Origin of the sequence: Clostridium sp. K13, assembly GCF_019734195.1 — a bacterium.
GTDB lineage: Bacteria > Bacillota > Clostridia > Clostridiales > Clostridiaceae > Clostridium.
Genome location: NZ_JAASHM010000010.1, coordinates 22,861 through 42,838 on the forward strand (window position 1 = coordinate 22,861; position 19,978 = coordinate 42,838).

Consider the following 19,978-nt stretch of genomic DNA (forward strand, 5'->3'; position numbering starts at 1 on the left):
AGTAATCACAATAGCCTCTATATTGTTATATTTATTCAGAAATAGTATCAGCTTTGGTTTTTCTTAAAATGAATCTATTGGCTAATAGAGCTAAAATAGTTCCAATTGCTACATACATTAATCTTTCTAATGCAACCTCAACAGATCCGTTTGTAATAGCTATAGGAGCTATTGCAGAAATAGTTGTTAATACTATCATATCTCTATAATCTACAGCAAAGGAGTTCAAGTATCCAGCAATTAATATTATTATACCTCTTAAAGCAGGACTTTTAATAAACATAAATGCTATTACTACAATGAGAGCTCCTATAATAGTTCCTTGGATTCTTTTAACAGCTTTAATTTTACAATTTTCAGAGTATAGTTCTGTTAACGAGAAAATAGTATATACCATCCAACGTCCCTCTGGTAATTTAAAATAAAATGAAATAAAAGAAGTTAATGCTGTAAGAACACCTACTCTTATTGCATAAGAAGCTCTGACAGTATGAATTTTTACTTCTTTACCGAATATAGATACAGTTCTATAAGCTTTATCACTTTCATGGGTATTAAACCCTATTATTGAATTTTCTTTATTAAAGGTATTTTTTTTCTTAGAATTTACTATAAATTGACTTACCATAATAACTATAGCACCAAATATTAAGCCTGCTATTCTTTTTACAAAGAGCTCGCCATAGACAGGACCATTTAATAAGAATAAATATTGTAATCCATAAGGTAGTATTAAACCTTTAGTAAGGTTATAGCTAAAATAATATCCTATTAATGATAATGATAAAAAGTCTATAATTATTCCTATCCATATATTGTTTGCAGCTATAAAGGATCCAAATCCTATTGCAAGATTTATTCCAAGAAGTATTAAGAAATTTTTAAATGGGTTCTTAGTTAAATCTTTACCTAATAGCATAAGTAAAGCAATTATAGTAGTAATTCCTATTGGTGTATTTTCATTTCCAAACAATGATTTAAATATAACTACAAAAATCATTATTGCAAAGAATAGAATGGTTTTTGATATAATATTTTTCTTTAAACTTGCTTTATCCATATATAATTCTCTCCGATATTGTATATTATTTTTCTTATGTCTAGTATGTGTAAAAAATAAAAAATAAATTGCTTTTTAGTAAATTTATTTTATCGTATTAATGCTATTTCTTTAGTATTTGATAAAAGATAATAGATATGAGAAAATATATATAAATGATATATTAAAAAATAAAAAACTTAGGAGGAATTAAAGTTATGTTAAATGAAACTTTATTAAATTTTTAAATTTAATGAAAGAAAACTCATTAAAAAAAATGAAATATTAAATTCAAGGAAATGTTTCATAGTCCATTGAAAATTAATACTTCATTTTGTAGTATTACTATAAGCTTATAGTTTGATTATATTATGAAAGAAGTTTAACTAGTACCGCTTTTTGAGCATGAAGTCTATTTTCAGCTTCTTCAAATATTTCATCAGCATGAGCTTCAAGTACTTCTTCAGTTATTTCCTCTTCCCTATGAGCTGGAAGACAATGAAGAACAATTGAATCATCATTAGCTAATTTCATAATTTCTGAATTAACTTGGTAGCCTTCAAATGCAATTTGACGTTTTTTAGCTTCATCTTCTTGCCCCATACTTGCCCAAACGTCAGTTATAATTACATCAGCATTTTTAATAGCAATTTTAGGATCTTCTGTCATTTCAAAAGAAACATCATTTTCTTCGGCTAATGCAATACCTTTTTCAATATAATATTTAGGTGGTTTATATCCAATAGGATTAGCAATTGATATATTCATACCTAAAGTTAAACAACCTATAATTAAAGAGTTACACATATTATTACCATCGCCAATATAAGCAACCTTTAAGCCTTCAAGTATAAGTTTCTTTTCTCTTATAGTCATTAAATCAGCTAAAATTTGGCACGGATGTTCATCATCTGTTAGTCCGTTAATAATTGGAATAGATGAACATTCAGCTAAAGTCTCAATTCCTTTTTGAGAAAATGTTCTTATCATTATTCCATCTAAATATCTAGATAAAACTCTAGCAGTATCTTGGATTGGTTCCCCACGACCTATTTGTAAGTCCTTAGAGCTTAAGAAAAGTGGATGTCCTCCAAGTTGATACATTCCTACTTCAAATGAAACTCTAGTACGAGTTGATGCTTTTTCAAAAATCATACCTAGTGATTTTCCTTTAAGTAAATGATGCTCTATACCATGTTTTTGTTCATATTTTAATTGATCTGCAAGGTTTAATAAATCTAAAATTTCTTCCTTTGAAAGATTGTCCATACGTAATAAATCTTTATTCATAAATAAGCCCCCTTTTGGCAAGTGTAAATTTAAACTTATGCATTGTTTAGTAATAATGAGAAATTGAAATAAATTGCTTCGTAATTTATTTATATTCTTCAAGAACAGACGTAAGTATATTAACTCCTTCTTTAACATCAGCAAGTGAAATATTTAATGGAGGAAGTAGTCTTACTACATTTTTACCAGCAGTTAATACTAGTAATCCATTTTCTAAAGCTTTCTTTTGAATAGTAGAAGAGTCTCCATTAATCTCTATTCCTATCATTAATCCTAAACCACGAATATCTTTTACTATTTCTAGATTTTTATTTAAAATAGTTTGTTTAATAAATTCGCCTTTAAAAATGATTTCATTGTAAGAGTTAGTATTACAAAGTTCGTTTAAGACAGAAGATGCTCCAGCACATACAACTGGATTTCCACCAAAGGTTGAACCATGATCGCCAGGTACAAATGTAGTTGAAAGTTTCTCAGTACATAAAACTGCCCCTATAGGAAGACCTGCCCCAAGGCCTTTAGCGCTAGTTACTATATCTGGTTGAATATTAAAGTTGTTGTATCCAAATGGCTTTCCAGTTCTAGCTATTCCGCATTGAACTTCATCAAAAATTATTAATATGTCTTTTTCTTTAGCAAGTTTACAAGCTTCTAAAACAAAGCTTTTATCTAATGGATGTACACCGCCTTCACCTTGAATAGCTTCCATTATAATTGCACAAACATCTGAAGTGAGATTTTCTTTTAAGTCATCTATAGAATTAGCAGGTGTATATTTAAATCCAGTAGGGAAGGGGAAGAAGTAGTTATGGAATTTATCTTGCCCTGTTGCTGTTAATGTAGCTAAAGTTCTACCGTGAAATGATTGATTTAGAGAAAGTATAGTACCTCTTTCTTTACCATATTTATTAAAACTATATTTTCTTGCAAGCTTAATAGCACATTCATTTGCTTCTGCGCCAGAGTTTGCAAAGAATACTTTGCTCATCCCAGAAAGCTGACAAAGTTTTTTTGCTAATAATACAGTAGAATTATTAGTAAAAATATTTGATAAATGTTGAAATGAATTTAGTTGAGATACTACTTCCTTCTTCCAAGCTTCGTTATTATATCCTAATGAATTGACACCAATTCCACTAGTAAAATCTATATATTTTTTATTATTTTTATCAAATAAATATGATCCTTCACCATATGAAATTTCAATTGGTAAGGTAGCATAAGTATTCATTAGATATTGATTTTCTTCTTCAAATAAATTCATTTTTAAATAGCCCCCGTTATAAAAATTAGTAGTTAGTAGATTTCTGTTCCTATTCCTTTTTCGGATAATAGTTCAAGTAGAATAGAGTGTTTAATTCTGCCATCAATTATATGAGCTTTTTTAACACCCATTCTTACTGATTCTACACAGCAATTTATTTTTGGAATCATACCACCGTTAATTATTTTATCTACAGTTAATTTTGGAATTTGATGTAATCTTAAAGTTGAAATTAGAGTAGAAGAATCAGAAGGATTTCTCATTACACCAGGTACATCAGTTAGAAGAATTAGTTTTTCTGCTTTTAATGCAGATGCAATTTTTGAAGCACAAGTATCAGCATTTATGTTATAACTATTATCATCCTTTTCACCAATAGCAATAGAAGAAACTACCGGTATATAGCCAGAGTTCATTGATAGGTTTAAAAGATCTGTATTTACAGAAGTTATTTCCCCTACATAACCTAAGTCTATGTCTTTATTTAGCTTTGTTGCCTTAATCATACCTCCATCAATACCGGATAGACCTATTGCTTTGCCACCATTTTTTTCAATAAGTTTAACTAAATCCTTATTTACTTTACCTGCTAAAACCATTTGAGCAACTTTTATTGTAGTTTCGTCAGTATATCTTAATCCATTTATAAACTTACTTTCATGATTCATTTTAGCTAAAGTATTGCTAATATCAGGACCACCACCATGAACTATTATAGGATTAATTCCTATGCATTTCATAAGGATAATATCATTTATTACAGTTTGAGTTAATTCATCATTAATCATGGCATTTCCACCATACTTTATTACAATAGTTTTACCGTAATATTCTTGTATATAAGGTAATGCTTGTATTAATATATTTGCATGTTGAGCATAATTCAATTTAATTCCTCCTCTTTCCTGATGGGTCAATCCAATATATAAATTGATCCCTCAGGTAAAATTAACTACGGTAGTCGCCGTTTATTTTTACATAGTCATAAGTTAAATCACAACCCCAAGTTGTAACTTCTGATAGTCCTTGTTTCATATCTATTAAAATTTTAATTTCATCTTGTAATAAAATTTCCTTTGCTTTTGCTTCATCAAAATTTACTGATGAACCATCAATGCAAACTATAATTTCACCTGCATTGCTTGCAAATGAAACATCAACTTTTTCAGGATCAAAGTCGATACCTGAATAGCCTAATGCACAAAGTATTCTTCCCCAGTTAGCATCACTACCAAAGATTGCAGCTTTAACAAGACTTGAAGTAACGACACTTTTAGATAGAGTTTCAGCATCTTCTATAGAATTAGCATTACTAACAGTGCATTCTATAAGTTTGGTGGCACCTTCACCATCTTTAGCAATTTTTTTTGAAATATAAATATTTAAAGTTGTTAATGCTTCTAAAAATAAATTATAGTCTTCATTCTTTTCTATAATAGTTTCATTATCAGCAAGTCCATTTGCCATAATTAAAACCATATCATTAGTACTAGAATCACCATCAACACTTATTCTGTTATAAGAAATATTAACACTTTGTTTTAATGCTTCTTTTAATAATGCAGGAGATATTGAAATATCAGTTGTTATAAAAGAAAGCATAGTAGCCATGTTTGGATGTATCATACCAGAACCTTTAGCCATAGCAGCTATGGTGATTTTTTTACCACCAACTTCAATTTCTATTCCAGCTTGTTTTTCAATAGTATCAGTAGTCATAATTGCCATAGATGCATTTTTAGCACCTTGAATTTCGCTAGATAAATTATTTACCAATTGAGGAATTCCATCTTTTATTACATCTATATTTAGGGGTACTCCAATAACTCCAGTAGAAGCAACCAGTACATTATCATTTTTTATATTTAATTCTTTAGCACAAAGGTTAGCCATTTTTTTTGCCTTTGATAGACCATCATCACCATTGCAAGTATTAGCATTTCCACTATTAATAATTATTGCTTGAGCTTTTTTATTAACTAGGTGTTGTTTAGTTACTGTAAGTGGAGCACCTTTTACTTTGTTTTTGGTATAAACTCCACAGGAAGTAGCAACAACATCAGAATATATTAAAGCTAAATCCTTTTTTAATAAGCTTTTTTTTAATCCACAGTGAACTCCTGATGCTTTAAAACCCGCAGGAGAAGTCACAGTTAAATTTTCATCTATATTAATCATAAAAATTACACATCCTTTAATTAAAAACTAGGAGCTATTAGTTTAAGTCCAGTATTTTCAGGAAGTCCCAATAACAAGTTCATATTTTGAATAGCTTGTCCAGCAGCTCCTTTAACCATATTATCTATAACACTAACAATTATTATTTTGTTTTTTCTATAATTTTGATGAATAGAAATATGACAATTATTTGTATATTTAACGTGTTTTATTTCAGCAGTTTGACCTAATGGTAGTACATGGACAAACTCTTCGTTTTCATATTGGTTTATATATATTTCATGAATTTTTTCTAAGGTAAGTTGATCTTTAGGTTCGCAATAGATTGTAGAAAGTATTCCTCTATTGATAGGTAATAGGTGAGGAGTAAATGTTACTTCTACATTTTCATTTGCCATATATGATAGGGTTTGTTCAATTTCAGGAGTATGCCTGTGACTACCAATGCCGTATGCAGCAAAGTTTTCGTTGGCTTCCGCAAAGTGAGTTTTTAAGGAAAGCCCTCTTCCAGTACCAGTAATTCCTGATTTTGAATCACAAATTATATTTTGAGTATTAATTAGTTTATTTTTTAATAGTGGCATAAGGCCTAGTGAAATGCTTGTAGGATAACAACCAGGATTAGCAACTATATTATATTCTTTAACTTTAGAACCATTAAATTCTGGTAGTCCATATACACTATCTTTATGAATAGTTTTACATGTGAATTTTTTTCCATACCACTCTTCATAAGAATTTTCAGATTCTAATCTAAAATCAGCCCCAAGATCTATTACCTTTTTATTTTTGCTTATTGCTTCATCTGCAATTTCCTCACTTAATCCATGAGGAAGAGCAGTAAATATAATATCAGATTTTTCAATAACTTCACTTTTATCTTCACATACTAAAGTTGTTTTATTAAAAAAGCTTTTGTATACAGAGCTTATCTCCTCATCTTTAAAAGTAGAGGAGGAGATAGCGGTAACTGTAACCTTATCATGATTAAGTAAAAGCCTTAGTAATTCAACCCCAACGTATCCTGTAGCACCAATTATTCCTACTTTAAACATGATAAATTCTCCTTATTTTCTTTTATAAAGTTTTCTAAAACTTCTATTTGCATTTTAACAGATGAAGAACTAGGTCCCCCAATGACACTTCTTTCTTCAACACAAGTTAATAAATCAATTGCTTTATATATATCTTCTTCAAAAATAGGAGAGAAGTCTTTAAATTCAGCCATACTTAAATCATCTATAGCAATATCTTTATTTATACAATAAAGAACTATTCTACCTACAACTTCATGAGCATTTCTAAAGGCCATACCTTTTTTAACAAGATAGTCAGCAACATCGGTAGCATTTGTAAATCCACCAGATGCAGATTTTTTCATATTAGCTTTTTTTACTTTCATAGTTTTAATCATTCCATTAAAGGTTTGAAGTGAAAGAAGAGCAGTATCTAAACCGTCAAATAATGCTTCTTTATCCTCTTGCATATCTTTATTGTAAGCTAAAGGGATACCTTTCATAACTGTAAGTAAAGTCATTAAATCTCCATAAACTCGTGCACTTTTACCTCTAACTAATTCTGCAACATCAGGATTTTTCTTTTGAGGCATTATACTACTTCCTGTACTATAACTATCATCAAGTTCAATAAAGTTAAATTCACCAGTACACCAAAGTATAATTTCTTCAGAAAATCTTGATAAGTGCATCATAATTAATGAAAGTGAAGATAATGTTTCGATTGCATAATCTCTATCTGAAACAGAATCTAAACTATTAAGTGTAATTTTAGAAAAGCCAAGCTCTGATGCTACAAACTCTCTATCAATAGGGTATGTAGATGTTGCTAAGGCACCACTTCCAAGTGGCATTTCATCAAGTCTTTTATAGGCATCAAAAAGTCTTCCGATATCCCTTTTAAACATTTCACAATATGCTAAGATATGATGTGCAAAAGTAATTGGTTGAGCTTTTTGCATATGAGTATATCCTGGCATTATTGTATTTATATTTTCATTAGCTTTTTCTAATAATGTTTCATGAAGCTTTAAAACTTCATTTATTATAATTTGAATATATTTCTTTAAATAAAGCTTTGTATCTAAAGTAACTTGATCATTTCTACTTCTACCAGTATGAAGCTTTTTACCTTCATCACCAATATAGTAAGTCAGAATGCTTTCAATAAAGCTATGAATATCTTCTGAATCATTATCTATTTCTATAGTATTATTATTAATTCTTATTAATATTTCTTTTAAGCCTTCAACTATTTTTTCACTATCTTCAGAAGGAATAATACCTTGCTTTCCAAGCATTTTAACATGAGCAAGGCTACCTTCTATATCTTCCTTATACATTCTTGAATCAATTGAAATTGAGGAGTTAAAGGTATTAACGAGCTTATTAACTCCCTCTGTAAATCTTCCGCCCCAAAGTTTCATTTTTATTTCTCCTGTTTCTTTAAAGATTCTTTCATCTTTGAATTTACTACTGTTGGTAAACCATAAAGATTAATAAATCCTTCAGAATCCTTTTGATTATATACGCCATCTTCACCGAAAGTAGCATATTCTTCGCTATATAATGAATAAGGAGATGTCATTCCGGCATTAATAATATTGCCTTTGTATAGTTTAAGCTTAACTTCACCAGTAACAGTTTCTTGAGTTTTATCAACAAAAGCTGAAAGACTTTCTCTAAGTGGAGTGAACCATTCACCGTTATAAACTAAATCAGCAAACTTTAATGCAATTGATTGTTTAAAGTGATGAGTATCTTTATCTAAGCAAATTTCTTCTAAATCAGCATGTGCTTTATAAAGAATAGTTCCACCTGGAGTTTCGTAAACACCTCTTGATTTCATACCAACAAGTCTGTTTTCTACCATATCCATAATACCAATGGCGTTTTCTCCACCAACTTTATTTAATTCCTCTATTAATTTAACACCATCCATCTTTACACCATTAAGTGCAACTGGAATACCTTTTTCAAAGGTTAAAGTAATATAAGTTGCTTCGTTAGGTGCAGATTCTAATGTATTACACATTTCTAGAATTTTATCATACTTAGGTTCATTTTCAGGAAATTCTAAATCTAAACCTTCATGACTTAAATGCCATAAGTTTTTATCTTTACTATAGTTAGTTTCATAAGTAATCTTTATTGGAATTTCTCTATCTAAGGCATATTGAATTTCTTCTTCACGAGATTTAATATCCCAAATTCTCCAAGGTGCTATAATTGGCATTTCTGGTGCAAAGTTTTTAACTGCAAGTTCAAAACGAACTTGATCGTTTCCTTTACCAGTACAACCATGACAAATTGCATCAGCCCCTTCTTTTTCTGCAATTTCAACAAGTCTCTTTCCGATTAAAGGTCTAGCAAAAGAAGTTCCAAGTAAATATTTTCCTTCATACACTGCCCCAGCTTGAAGTGTAGGGAAGATATAGTCGTAAACAAATTCCTTTGTTAAATCTTCAATATAAATTTTTGATGCCCCAGTTTTTAATGCTTTTTCTTCTAATCCTTCTAGTTCATCAGCTTGGCCAACATTACCAACTACTGCAATAACTTCACAACCGTAATTTTCTTTAAGCCAAGAGATTATAATTGATGTATCTAATCCTCCTGAATAAGCTAAAACAACTTTATTAAATTTTTTCATATATAAAAGCCCCCTTTAAAATAGTTAGTAGTTATTAGTTATTAGTTAATAGCTAAGGAGGAAACTCAAAGGAGAGTATATTCATTAAGCTATAACTTATAACTTTTAACTAGTAAAAATAGCTATGTATTCTTGATGTTTATAATTATACAAAATGATGAATAATTATGCAATAGAAAAAAGGAAATTTTATAAAATAATTAATTAAGGGCTTTAAAACCAAGTGAAATCAAAGGTTTTGCTTAATGGATAAAAATGTTTATGCAAATTATTTAAAAAATATGCATAAATATTATTAGATATATGCAAAAAGCAAAAGGAGTTTATGCCTTTTGCTTTTTTAAAATATGTTTTGAATGTTAGGAACTTGAAGTTCTTTCATATGCTCGGTACTATATTTTAATAAATGAAGTGAAGCTTCAGTTTCACTTGAATCATCTTTTTCTATGTATACAGTTAACTTTAAAGCCTCGTTTAACATTACATCATAATCCATATGATTAATATAAATAGATGCAATACTACCTTTATCTTGAATTAGATTAAAAATAGCCATAGCATCTTCAAAGCTTTTTTCTTTTGTAGAATAATCGATACTTTTTTCCATTTCATCACACATATTTATAACATCAGTACAAAGATTTTTAAAACTTATATCTGTATAAGTTAAAAAGCCTAATAACAATATAAAAAGAAAAATAGAAAATAATGAATTCTTCATTTTTTAGCTCCTTTTTCATTTTTATCGTATAATTGATAAACAAATTTTCCTTGAGTATCAATCATAGCAATTAGTACATCTTTAATTGAATCAATATGATGTTTTTTTAATTCATGTTCAATCCAAACTTTATTTCTACCGCTAGTAGTAAGAGCATTATTATTAACATGCCCATCTAAGACATAAATTATAGGTAATCTAGGTGGTTGGCTAGAATTACTAGAGTTTGATGAAGATGAAGTATTACTTCCACTAGAACTAGTAGAATTACTTTTTTTATTGTTTTTAGAAGAACTCTCACTTCCAGAAGCATTGCTATTAGTATTTTGAGTATTATTAGAGCTACTTTGGGCAGATGAAGAGTTCTTGCTTCCTGATGATAATGGTTGTGTATTAGAGCTACAAGCAGCATCAACAGAAGCGCCACTAGAGCTACTTTGAGAAGTTAAAAATGATAACTGACCATTATTTTCTAATATTGCATATTGAATTTCATTTAAATCAAAATATCCAGCAAGTCTTAGTTCTTCCATAAGTTCATCTAAATTTATTTGTTGTTTTTTGAGAGCCTGATAATTTATTTTACCTTTACAAACTAAAATACAAGGTTCACCTTCAAGTATTTTTCGAGTAAATTGACTTTTAAGTTGAAGTTGAGTTAACACTGTTTTTATAAATAACAAGGTAACTATTGGAATAATACCAAGAATTAAAGGTAATCTAGTATCTTGCATGGGAAGGGCTGCTAAATCTGATATCATTATTGTTATAACAAATTCATAGGGTTGCAATTCACCAATTTGCCTTTTACCCATCAATCTCATTACAAGTATTACTAAGAAATATAAAAAAGCAGTTCTTATTAGAACAATGAACATAATTAAATCACCTCTTAATTAAGTATTTGTAAAAAAAATACTTTTATTCCTAAGTGAGATTCTAAATTTTATATTTGGTTACTATAAGTTATATGAAACTCTAAATTTTTAATGAAAAATATAGCAATTTTACTATATAAAATAATAGAATAATTCTTAAAGCCGTATATAATAAGAGTATAGAGAAATTATTTTTAATAATTATGATGAAACAAAATTTCGCACTAAATTTTATAATATAATTTTTTTGTTAATCAATGGTATTATAAGGGTTTAGAAGGGTGGAGTAAGGATGAAAGAAAATATTAATTTAGTAAACACTAAGAATGAATCTATTGAAAAAGACTATACAAGAACATTACAATTTATCTTTATTAAAGCTACTTTGGATTTGTTTCCAAATGCCAAAATAACAATACAACATAGTGTAGGTAAGGGTATATTTGGAGAAATATTTAAAGAAAATGCTCTTAATGAAAAAGATATAGAAAATATAAAATTAAAAATGCAAGAGCTAATAAATAGAGATTTACCTATTAATAAAATTAAAGTTACAAAAGAAGAAGCCATTAATATTTTTAAGTCTTATAATATGAGTGATAAAGTTCTTTTATTAGAGCAAGTAGATTTTAAAACAGTTAATTTATATGAATTAGACGGAAGATATGACTATTTTTATGGGCACATGACTAAAAAAACAAGTGACATAAAGGCTTTTGATTTAATTTATTATGAAAATGGGTTTATATTAAGAAGACCTAATGATTATCAAACCTTTACTTTATCAGAATTTGTTGAGCAAAGAAAAATGACAAAAATATTTAGAGAAACTGAAAAGTGGTTAGATATTTTAGATGTAGGAAATGTGGGAGCATTGAATGATAAAATTGATAAGGGAGAATTAATTAATTTAGTAATGATTTCTGAAGCTTTACATGAAAAGAAAATTGCAGAAATTGCTGATAAAATTAATTCTAAGGAAGATGTTAAATTAGTATTAATTGCAGGCCCAAGTTCTTCAGGAAAAACAACCTTTGCTAATAGATTAGGAATTCAATTACGAGTTAATGGAATTACACCAATACCAATATCGTTAGATGATTATTTTGTAAATAGAGATCAAACGCCAGTAGATGAAAATGGAGAGTATGATTTTGAAACAATTGGATCAGTAGATACAGAATTATTTAATAAACATTTAAATTTGATATTACAAGGTGAAGAGGTTGAAATTCCAGAATTTAATTTTATAAAGGGTGAAAGAGAATGGGTTGGAAAGAAAGTTAAATTGCCTTCAAATGGAGTTATTATAGTGGAAGGGATTCATGGATTAAATCCTATATTAACAGCTCATATTGATGAAAAATATAAATTTAGAGTTTATATTTCAGCATTAACTCAATTAAATTTAGATAATCATAATAGAATTACTACAACAGATGTAAGAAGAATTAGAAGAATTGTAAGGGATCAATTATCAAGAGGTCACGGAGCTGAAGATACCTTAAAGATGTGGCATAAGATAAAAAGAGGTGAAGAAAAAAATATTTTTGTTTACCAAGAAGAAGCAGACGTAATGTTTAATTCTACTTTAGTCTATGAGTTATGTGTATTAAAAAAATATGCACTTGAAGAACTTAATAAAATTAAAGAAGATAGTATAGTCTATGATGAAGCTAAAAGGCTAAAGGCTTTATTAGGGTTCTTCAGAGAGGTTGATAAAAATGTTGTTCCTGAAAATTCAATTTTAAGAGAGTTTATTGGAGGAAGCATTTTTTATAAATACTAAAATGTTTTAAAGCTATTATGAATACTTCAATAATATTGCGAAGGAAAATAAAAGTTAAAGGCCTAGCGGCCAGTTAAATTGGTTAATATAGCTTACGCTCATTAACCATAGGTAAGTGTTTGCTAGCGCAAAGGGTAAAAAGTTTCTTCCTTAACTAGCCGTAAGGCTTTTACCGTTGTCGAAGACAACTCTTACCCTTTTTGAACTAGCGAAGCGCTGTTCAAAAACTTAACCGGCTGAAGGCCCTTAACTAAATAAATTGCTTCGCAATTTATTAAAAGTATTCATATAAATTCAAAGTAAGTGTATTTAAAATTTAACATAATAATTTTGGAGGTTACATATGAAAAGTGTAGGAGTTTTTGATATATTAGGTCCTATAATGGTTGGACCATCATCATCACATACAGCAGGAGCTGCAAGGCTTGGAAAAGTTGCAAGAGCTGTTGCAGGAGCTGATATAGAAGATGTAACATTTTATTTACATGGTTCATTTGCTAAAACTTATAAAGGCCACGGAACTGATAGAGCATTAGTTGCTGGAATTTTAGGAATGGAACCAAGTGATTTACGACTTAGAGATTCTTTGGAAATAGCTAAAGAAATGGGATTAAAAATAAGATTTAGAGAAGCTGATTTAGGAGATGTTCATCCTAATACAGTTAAATTTGTTATAAAGGGAAAAGAAGGTACATATGAGCTTGTAGGCTCTTCAATTGGTGGAGGAAGTATTGAAGTTACTTCTGTTAATGGAAACTTAGTTAACTTTACTGGCGCATATCCAACTATTATTGTTTCTAATAAAGACGTTCCAGGTGTAGTATCTAAGGTAGCATCAATACTTTATGAGAATGATATAAATATTGCATTTATGAAAGTGTTTAGAAGTCAAAAGGGTAGAGATGCAACAATGGTATTTGAAGTTGATCATGAGGTTACATCAGAAATAATAGGTAATGTTAAAGCAATTAACGGTATAAATAAAGTAATAATGATTAATCCAATTAAGGACGGTGAATAATATGCTAGCAAGATCAGGTGAAGAGTTATTAAAGATATGTGAAGAAGAAAATATATCTTTAAGTGAATATGCAATAAGAATAGAAATGGAAGATAAGGGGCTATCTAGAGAAGAAGTATATGAAAAGATGGCTAAAAATTTAAAAGTAATGAAAGAAGGGGCTACTGAAGGAAGAGAAAAAGAAGTATATTCATTAAGTGGGCTTATTGGTGGAGATGGTTATAAAATTCAAAAGTATTTAGAAAAGGGAAATACTTTAACTGGGGATGTAACTGTAAAAGCAATGGCAATGGCATTATCATCATCAGAAGTTAATGCAGGTATGGGAAGAATAGTAGCATGTCCAACAGCAGGGTCTTGTGGAATACTACCAGCTGTAATTTTATCAGCAGGAGAAAAACTAGGAAAGACAGATGAAGAGCTGATAGATGCGTTATTTACTTCAGCTGCAGTAGGGATGATAATTGGAATGAATGCAACTCTTTCAGGAGCAGAAGGAGGATGTCAGGCAGAATGTGGTTCAGCAGCAGCAATGGGATCAGCAGCAGTTGTTGAAATGATGGGAGGAACTCCTAAGATGTGTTTAGATGCAGGTGCAATAGTTTTAAAGAATATACTTGGACTTGTATGTGATCCAGTGGCAGGGCTTGTAGAAATACCTTGTGCAAAAAGAAATGCAGCAGGAGCTATAAGTGCTCTTTGTACAGCTGATATGGTTATGGCTGGTGTAGGAAGTAAAATACCTTTTGATGACACAGTATCTGCTATGTATAAGGTAGGAAAGAGCCTTCCATCAGCACTTAGAGAAACTGCAATGGGGGGAGTTGCTGTTACAAAAGCAGGACTTGAACTTCGTAAAAAAGTATTTGGAGAAGAATAGAATAAAATTGCGCACATTGTAGATTTTGTCGAATAGTATAGTATTAGGCAAGAGTTGCACTATAGATAATAAAGTGAGGACGCGCTATGAGGCTTAGTGAAGAGTCTATAAAGTATATTTTAGACTTGCAAAAGAATATGCTACCTCTTATTTATTGTTGTGCTAATAATGAAAGGTTAGGTATCTTAGAAGATACAATCAAGCATTATAACGGAATATTTAGCTATAAAGATAGTAAGCTTAGTAAAGAGGAATATCCAATAAATACACTATTGATTTTTTTAGATGAAATGAATTCAGAGAGTATATTAGATATAGAAAAAGCTTTAATAGCTATGAATAAAAGAGAGAGAGTATTATTAGAAGCCAATGGAATAGATTCGTTAATTAACAAAAGAAATTTAGCATTAAGCATTATAAATAGATATGATATTAATGTTATTAAAGGAACAAAGAGTGAAATAGAAACTTTGATAAAATTTCAAGAAAATGTTGAAGAAGAAAAATTAAATGAGAGTAATGTCAACTATAAGTATAGAAATTTTTCAAAGAAAAATAATACTATATTAATTATAAAAGAAGATAATTATTATATAACTGATGGATATAGTGAGTTTTTTATAAAAGGTAATAATAATTATTTTTTAAATAAAAATGAATTAGATGATATATATACAGGAATGTTAGCCACTAGCATTGGAGTATGTAAAAACAAAAGTGAAATAATTCAGGCTATATTAATCTCAACAATAGCTTTTTATATTGGAGAGCAAAGAGTGTTGGATGATGTTAGATGTAGTGATGAGAATATAGAAGAATATCTATTAAATGAAATATATAAAATTGATATAGATAAAATAAAGTCTTATGGAGATATATGTTATTCTTTTAAAAGATATTAAAAATAAAAAGAGCACGAATGTGCTCTTTTTATATTAAAAGGAATTAAGCTTTGTTAATTGATCCGAATAATTCCATTTTTTCTTTAACTGTAGCTTTGATAGCTTCGAATCCAGGATTTAATAATTTTCTTGGGTCAAATCCTTTTCCTTCTTTATCTTTTCCAGCTTCAACGTAAGCTCTTGTAGCTTCTTGGAATGCTAATTGACATTCAGTGTTAACGTTGATTTTAGAAACTCCTAAAGATATAGCTTTCTTGATCATTTCTTCTGGAATTCCAGTACCACCGTGTAATACTAATGGCATGTTTCCACAAGCGTTGTTGATTTCTTCTAAAGCATCAAAAGCAAGTCCTTGCCAGTTTGCTGGGTATTTTCCGTGGATGTTTCCGATACCAGCAGCTAACATAGTAACTCCTAAATCAGCTATTGATTTACATTCTTGAGCATCAGCAACTTCACCTTTACCAACAACTCCGTCTTCTTCTCCACCGATTGATCCAACTTCTGCTTCTAAAGATAATCCTTTTTCTGCAGTAACTTTAACTAATTCAGTAGTCTTTTCGATGTTTTCAGCGATTGGGTAGTGAGATCCATCAAACATAACTGATGAGAATCCAGCTTCCATAGCTTTGTAGCATCCTTCGTAGCTACCGTGGTCTAAGTGTAGAGCAACTGGTACAGTGATGTTTAATTCTTCTAACATACCGTTAACCATTCCTACGATAGTCTTGTATCCACACATATATTTTCCAGCACCTTCAGATACTCCTAAGATTACTGGTGAGTTATTTTCTTGTGCAGTTAATAAAATAGCTTTAGTCCATTCTAAGTTATTGATGTTGAATTGACCAACAGCGTATTTTCCTTCTCTTGCTTTGTTTAACATTTCTTTAGCTGAAACTAACATGGCAATACCTCCGTATATTTTAAAATATTATAGAGAATTCGTTAAGTTTTACTTAATGTTATAAAATTAACAATTATGTATATCAATTTATTCTCCATTGCATATTATACCTTAAATTGATTGGAATGAAAACAAAAAAATAAGTTTTAATATAATATAAGAAGTTCTTTGTTTAAAATAAGTTAATTTAAAATAAAAAAATGTGATATATTAAATACAAATACTTTTTTAAACTTAGGAGGAAAAATGTTAACGGATTTACATATACATAGTTATTATTCAGATGGCACAATGTCACCACAGGAGATAGTAGAAGAGGCTAAAAATAGAGGGTTAGAAATTATTTCAATAACGGATCATGATGTTTTAGATTCTTATGAAGAGTTAAAAGTGGAAGCAGAAAAAGCTAATATTAAAGTGATAAGAGGTGTAGAAATAGACTCTATTTTTGAAGGGCATTTAGTACATTTATTAGCATATAAGTTTAATGATAATGAAGATTTTTTTGCGTTAGTAAATAGGGCAAAAGAACAGCTATTAGAAACTAGCATTGAGCTTATAAGAAGAATGGAAAAAGAATATGAAAATATATCTTTAGAAGATTATAATTCTTATGAGTATGATAGAAGAAAAGGTGGATGGAAGGGAATACACTATTTATTTGATAAAAATATTACAGAAGGACTTTTTGATGGGATGAAGCTTTATGGAAAATATGAATGTGGGCATGAAAAATTTGATTTTCCAACTGTAAAAGAAGTTTGTGATATTACTCATAATGCAGGCGGTTATGTAGTATTAGCACACCCATGTAATTACTATAAGGATAAAACTAGAGAAGAGATATTAGAAAAGCTTGAAATATTAAAATCAGATGGAATAGATGGAGTTGAATGCTATTATCCTGCAAATAGTGATTTAATGACAGAGACATGTTTAGAGTTTTGTAGAAAAAATGATTTAATAATAACTGCTGGATCTGATAGTCATGGAGATTTTGGAGCTGTAAGTAAAGGCATAGAATATTATTTAGGCGCAGTTAAGGCTGATGATACTAAGTTAAATTTAGAAAAAATATTGTAATTTATTAAATAAATAATATTTATATATTTTAGAAGTAAAAACGAACTGTTATAACAAGAGTATTAGTTATAACAGTTCGTTTTTATTATTTATATTTAATGAATAACTATTAATACATAAAGTAAAAAACTCTATTATAATTATAATTTATATTACACATAATATAAATATTGTTTAAAAAATAGGGGTATAGTATTATGTCTACTAAAAAAATAATGAAAAGCGGATTAAAGGTTGTTTTTATTTTTGTATTAATTTTCGGTAGTAATATATTAGTTAAAGCTAATACTTTATCTAATCCTAAAATTCTTGCAATAGGTTCGTACTCTTCAGAGAATAATTGGGAGAATTCTATTTTAAAGGGATTCGAAAGTAATAATAATAATAAGTATATACTGAAGTATGAATTTTTAGATAGCAAGGTTTCAGAATCTAAGGAGTATGATGATAGTTTTATTAATTTTTTAAATGTTAAATATAGAGATGCTAATATTGATTATATAATTGCTCTAGATGATGAGTCATTTAAATTAATTAGAAGTAATTTATTTAATGAAGAATTATTTACATATAAGAAAAAAATTATTTTTGTTGGAGTAAATGAAGCTATAAATTTAAGTGAGGATGAAGGAAATTATATTACTGGAATATTAGAATATCAAGACAATTTACCTATAGTAAATACAATATTAACAGCAGGAAAAAATATTAATGATATATATCTAATTTTAGATAATAGTATTTATTGTGATACTGTAAAACAGGAATTTACTAAAATTGTTGATATGGCAGAAAAAAAGTTTGAATATCATATTATCCAAGATACAAGCTTTGATTCTATAAAAGATCAATGTAGGAAAATTCCTAATAAAGATTGTGCAATATATTTATGTGGTACATTCAAGGATTCTGATGAATCTAATATTATTCAACCAGATGAAGTTGTAAGCGAAATTAAAAAGGTAACTAAAGCTCCAATTTATGCAAAATTAGAAGAGTATATTTATGCAGGAGCAGTTGGAGGAATAGTTAATGATGGATATAAACTAGGAGAGGTTACATATACTCTTTTAAATAATATTGTATCAGAAACCTATAAATATACTATACTGCCAGTACATGATACATTTAGTATACCGATTTTTAATTATGATGCTATAGTTGAATATGATATTAATCCTTTTAAGCTGCCATCTGACAGTAAGATTATTAATAAAAAGCCATTTCAGTTATTATTGCCTAAATACTTAATTATAATAGTATGGTTCTTGATTTTATTAGCTATATTAGGTGTTGGAGGATTAATTTATTTATATGTAATAAATAAAAGAAAAGCTAGAGAAAGCAAGTTATTATTATTAGAATCTGTTGAAAGGGAAAAGATAAAGAATGATTTTATTGTTACAATCTCTCATGAGCTTAGAACTCCATTAAATATAATAATAAATGCAACTAATCTATTAAAGATAAAGTTAAATAATAATGAATGTGATAAGAGTTTCTTTAATGAGAGATTAAGTTATATAATGAAAAATGCTAATAGATTACGTAGGTATATTAATAATTTAATTGATGTAAGTAAGCTAGAAATGGGATATATGGATGCTAGGTTTACTAATGAAAATATAGTAAGTGTAGTTGAGGATATAACATTAACTATTGTAGATTTAGCTAAATCATTTAATTTAAATGTAATTTTTGATACTGAAGAAGAGGAAATAATAATGGCTATAGATAAAGTTAAAATGGAAAGAATTATTCTAAACTTATTATCTAATGCTATAAAGTTTACTAATGATGGTGGAAAGATTATGGTTTTTGTAAAAAGGGAAGTTGATAATGTTATTATAGAAATTTGTGATGATGGTGTTGGAATGTCTGAAGAGATAAAAAAACATTTATTTGAGAAGTTTAAGAGAGCAGATTTGAATGATGGATTTAATAGAAAAAATGAAGGTAGTGGTTTAGGGTTATTTATAGTAAAAGGATTAGTAGATTTACATAATGGAGAAATAGCAGTAAAAAGTAAATCAAATGAAGGAACTAAATTTATAATTTCATTGCCTATAAGAATAGTAGAAGATAGAGAAAATGAAAATTTAATAGAGTATTCATCTTTAGAATATATGTTTGAAATGGAATTGTCAGATATTTATAAAAAGGAATAATATTTAGTGAAAGCAATAAAAAAAGACTGTATAAATTTATACAGTCTTTTGGTGCTGAAGACCGGAATCGAACCGGTACGGTATCGCTACCGCAGGATTTTAAGTCCTGTGCGTCTGCCTGTTCCGCCACTTCAGCAGGCAAGATTTATTCTAATATAATATTAAGAATAAGTCAATAGAAAAATTAAA

The 19,978-nt window shown here is 28.8% G+C and carries 17 protein-coding genes and 1 tRNA gene; 6 read left to right on the forward strand and 12 right to left on the reverse strand.

Annotated elements, in window-relative coordinates; all coding sequences use genetic code 11:
* Positions 1 to 31 precede the first annotated feature (31 nt).
* The 10 genes from HCG76_RS07910 to HCG76_RS19610 all read right to left on the reverse strand — a co-directional run bounded on the left by HCG76_RS07910 (position 32) and on the right by HCG76_RS19610 (position 11,039).
* Positions 32 to 1,060: an FUSC family protein gene (locus tag HCG76_RS07910; protein WP_221699794.1), complete on the reverse strand. Its 1,029-nt coding sequence runs from the start codon at positions 1,058 to 1,060 to the stop codon at positions 32 to 34.
* A 348-nt stretch (positions 1,061 to 1,408) separates the two neighbouring features.
* A complete protein-coding gene (gene argF / locus HCG76_RS07915) occupies positions 1,409 to 2,329 on the reverse strand; it encodes an ornithine carbamoyltransferase (protein ID WP_221699795.1) in 921 nt (306 codons plus the stop codon).
* An 85-nt stretch (positions 2,330 to 2,414) separates the two neighbouring features.
* Complete coding sequence (locus HCG76_RS07920; RefSeq protein ID WP_221699797.1) at positions 2,415 to 3,593, reverse strand: aspartate aminotransferase family protein; 1,179 nt, start codon at positions 3,591 to 3,593, stop codon at positions 2,415 to 2,417.
* Positions 3,594 to 3,625: 32 nt separating this feature from the next.
* Positions 3,626 to 4,480 carry an acetylglutamate kinase gene (argB, locus tag HCG76_RS07925; RefSeq protein ID WP_221699799.1) on the reverse strand — a complete coding sequence of 285 codons (855 nt, stop codon included), beginning with the start codon at positions 4,478 to 4,480 and terminating at the stop codon, positions 3,626 to 3,628.
* Between the two features lie 61 nt (positions 4,481 to 4,541).
* Positions 4,542 to 5,771: a bifunctional ornithine acetyltransferase/N-acetylglutamate synthase gene (argJ, locus tag HCG76_RS07930; RefSeq protein WP_221699801.1), complete on the reverse strand. Its 1,230-nt coding sequence runs from the start codon at positions 5,769 to 5,771 to the stop codon at positions 4,542 to 4,544.
* Positions 5,772 to 5,791: 20 nt separating this feature from the next.
* Positions 5,792 to 6,826, reverse strand: a complete 1,035-nt coding sequence (gene argC, locus HCG76_RS07935; RefSeq protein ID WP_221699804.1) for an N-acetyl-gamma-glutamyl-phosphate reductase — start codon at positions 6,824 to 6,826, stop codon at positions 5,792 to 5,794.
* The gene (gene argH, locus HCG76_RS07940; RefSeq protein ID WP_221699813.1) at positions 6,814 to 8,214 is read right to left on the reverse strand and encodes an argininosuccinate lyase; all 1,401 of its coding nucleotides are present in this window, start codon (positions 8,212 to 8,214) and stop codon (positions 6,814 to 6,816) included. Before argH ends, argC begins: the two co-directional genes overlap by 13 nt.
* Before the next feature lie 2 nt (positions 8,215 to 8,216).
* Complete coding sequence (locus tag HCG76_RS07945) at positions 8,217 to 9,440, reverse strand: argininosuccinate synthase (protein WP_221699815.1); 1,224 nt, start codon at positions 9,438 to 9,440, stop codon at positions 8,217 to 8,219.
* 340 nt (positions 9,441 to 9,780) lie between these two features.
* Positions 9,781 to 10,161: a DUF4363 family protein gene (locus HCG76_RS07950; protein ID WP_221699818.1), complete on the reverse strand. Its 381-nt coding sequence runs from the start codon at positions 10,159 to 10,161 to the stop codon at positions 9,781 to 9,783.
* Complete coding sequence (locus HCG76_RS19610) at positions 10,158 to 11,039, reverse strand: YetF domain-containing protein (RefSeq protein WP_221699820.1); 882 nt, start codon at positions 11,037 to 11,039, stop codon at positions 10,158 to 10,160. The genes HCG76_RS07950 and HCG76_RS19610 overlap by 4 nt, the downstream gene beginning before the upstream one ends.
* Before the next feature lie 292 nt (positions 11,040 to 11,331).
* Between HCG76_RS19610 and HCG76_RS07960 the strand changes: the two genes are divergently transcribed.
* The 4 genes from HCG76_RS07960 to HCG76_RS07975 all read left to right on the forward strand — a co-directional run bounded on the left by HCG76_RS07960 (position 11,332) and on the right by HCG76_RS07975 (position 15,631).
* Positions 11,332 to 12,828, forward strand: coding sequence for a nucleoside kinase (locus HCG76_RS07960; protein WP_221699822.1), 1,497 nt, complete (start codon positions 11,332 to 11,334; stop codon positions 12,826 to 12,828).
* A gap of 343 nt (positions 12,829 to 13,171) precedes the next feature.
* Positions 13,172 to 13,849, forward strand: a complete 678-nt coding sequence (gene sdaAB / locus HCG76_RS07965) for an L-serine ammonia-lyase, iron-sulfur-dependent subunit beta (protein ID WP_221699824.1) — start codon at positions 13,172 to 13,174, stop codon at positions 13,847 to 13,849.
* A gap of 1 nt (position 13,850) precedes the next feature.
* Positions 13,851 to 14,729, forward strand: coding sequence for an L-serine ammonia-lyase, iron-sulfur-dependent, subunit alpha (sdaAA, locus tag HCG76_RS07970; RefSeq protein ID WP_221699825.1), 879 nt, complete (start codon positions 13,851 to 13,853; stop codon positions 14,727 to 14,729).
* 86 nt (positions 14,730 to 14,815) lie between these two features.
* A complete protein-coding gene (locus tag HCG76_RS07975; RefSeq protein WP_221699826.1) occupies positions 14,816 to 15,631 on the forward strand; it encodes a hydroxyethylthiazole kinase in 816 nt (271 codons plus the stop codon).
* A 43-nt stretch (positions 15,632 to 15,674) separates the two neighbouring features.
* Here HCG76_RS07975 and fba read toward each other — a convergent pair whose 3' ends face one another.
* A complete protein-coding gene (fba, locus tag HCG76_RS07980; protein ID WP_221699827.1) occupies positions 15,675 to 16,538 on the reverse strand; it encodes a class II fructose-1,6-bisphosphate aldolase in 864 nt (287 codons plus the stop codon).
* A gap of 246 nt (positions 16,539 to 16,784) precedes the next feature.
* On the opposite strand from fba, the gene HCG76_RS07985 reads away from it, so the two are divergent.
* Positions 16,785 to 17,621, forward strand: a complete 837-nt coding sequence (locus HCG76_RS07985; RefSeq protein ID WP_221699828.1) for a PHP domain-containing protein — start codon at positions 16,785 to 16,787, stop codon at positions 17,619 to 17,621.
* Between the two features lie 197 nt (positions 17,622 to 17,818).
* Complete coding sequence (locus HCG76_RS07990) at positions 17,819 to 19,789, forward strand: sensor histidine kinase (protein ID WP_221699829.1); 1,971 nt, start codon at positions 17,819 to 17,821, stop codon at positions 19,787 to 19,789.
* 49 nt (positions 19,790 to 19,838) lie between these two features.
* Here HCG76_RS07990 and HCG76_RS07995 read toward each other — a convergent pair.
* Positions 19,839 to 19,925 (reverse strand) — tRNA-Leu (locus tag HCG76_RS07995).
* Between the last annotated feature and the right edge of the window lie 53 nt (positions 19,926 to 19,978).

What these genes read in the sequence shown, in the direction of transcription:
- HCG76_RS07920 (WP_221699797.1), bottom strand. Translation starts at nt 3,593, where the DNA reads ATGAATTTATTTGAAGAAGAAAATCAATATCTAATGAATACTTATGCT.
- HCG76_RS07945 (WP_221699815.1), bottom strand. Translation starts at nt 9,440, where the DNA reads ATGAAAAAATTTAATAAAGTTGTTTTAGCTTATTCAGGAGGATTAGAT.
- sdaAA (WP_221699825.1), top strand. Translation starts at nt 13,851, where the DNA reads ATGCTAGCAAGATCAGGTGAAGAGTTATTAAAGATATGTGAAGAAGAA.
- HCG76_RS07960 (WP_221699822.1), top strand. Translation starts at nt 11,332, where the DNA reads ATGAAAGAAAATATTAATTTAGTAAACACTAAGAATGAATCTATTGAA.
- fba (WP_221699827.1), bottom strand. Translation starts at nt 16,538, where the DNA reads ATGTTAGTTTCAGCTAAAGAAATGTTAAACAAAGCAAGAGAAGGAAAA.
- HCG76_RS19610 (WP_221699820.1), bottom strand. Translation starts at nt 11,039, where the DNA reads ATGTTCATTGTTCTAATAAGAACTGCTTTTTTATATTTCTTAGTAATA.
- sdaAB (WP_221699824.1), top strand. Translation starts at nt 13,172, where the DNA reads ATGAAAAGTGTAGGAGTTTTTGATATATTAGGTCCTATAATGGTTGGA.
- HCG76_RS07975 (WP_221699826.1), top strand. Translation starts at nt 14,816, where the DNA reads ATGAGGCTTAGTGAAGAGTCTATAAAGTATATTTTAGACTTGCAAAAG.
- HCG76_RS07985 (WP_221699828.1), top strand. Translation starts at nt 16,785, where the DNA reads ATGTTAACGGATTTACATATACATAGTTATTATTCAGATGGCACAATG.
- HCG76_RS07990 (WP_221699829.1), top strand. Translation starts at nt 17,819, where the DNA reads ATGTCTACTAAAAAAATAATGAAAAGCGGATTAAAGGTTGTTTTTATT.
- HCG76_RS07950 (WP_221699818.1), bottom strand. Translation starts at nt 10,161, where the DNA reads ATGAAGAATTCATTATTTTCTATTTTTCTTTTTATATTGTTATTAGGC.
- argC (WP_221699804.1), bottom strand. Translation starts at nt 6,826, where the DNA reads ATGTTTAAAGTAGGAATAATTGGTGCTACAGGATACGTTGGGGTTGAA.
- argH (WP_221699813.1), bottom strand. Translation starts at nt 8,214, where the DNA reads ATGAAACTTTGGGGCGGAAGATTTACAGAGGGAGTTAATAAGCTCGTT.
- argJ (WP_221699801.1), bottom strand. Translation starts at nt 5,771, where the DNA reads ATGATTAATATAGATGAAAATTTAACTGTGACTTCTCCTGCGGGTTTT.
- argF (WP_221699795.1), bottom strand. Translation starts at nt 2,329, where the DNA reads ATGAATAAAGATTTATTACGTATGGACAATCTTTCAAAGGAAGAAATT.
- HCG76_RS07910 (WP_221699794.1), bottom strand. Translation starts at nt 1,060, where the DNA reads ATGGATAAAGCAAGTTTAAAGAAAAATATTATATCAAAAACCATTCTA.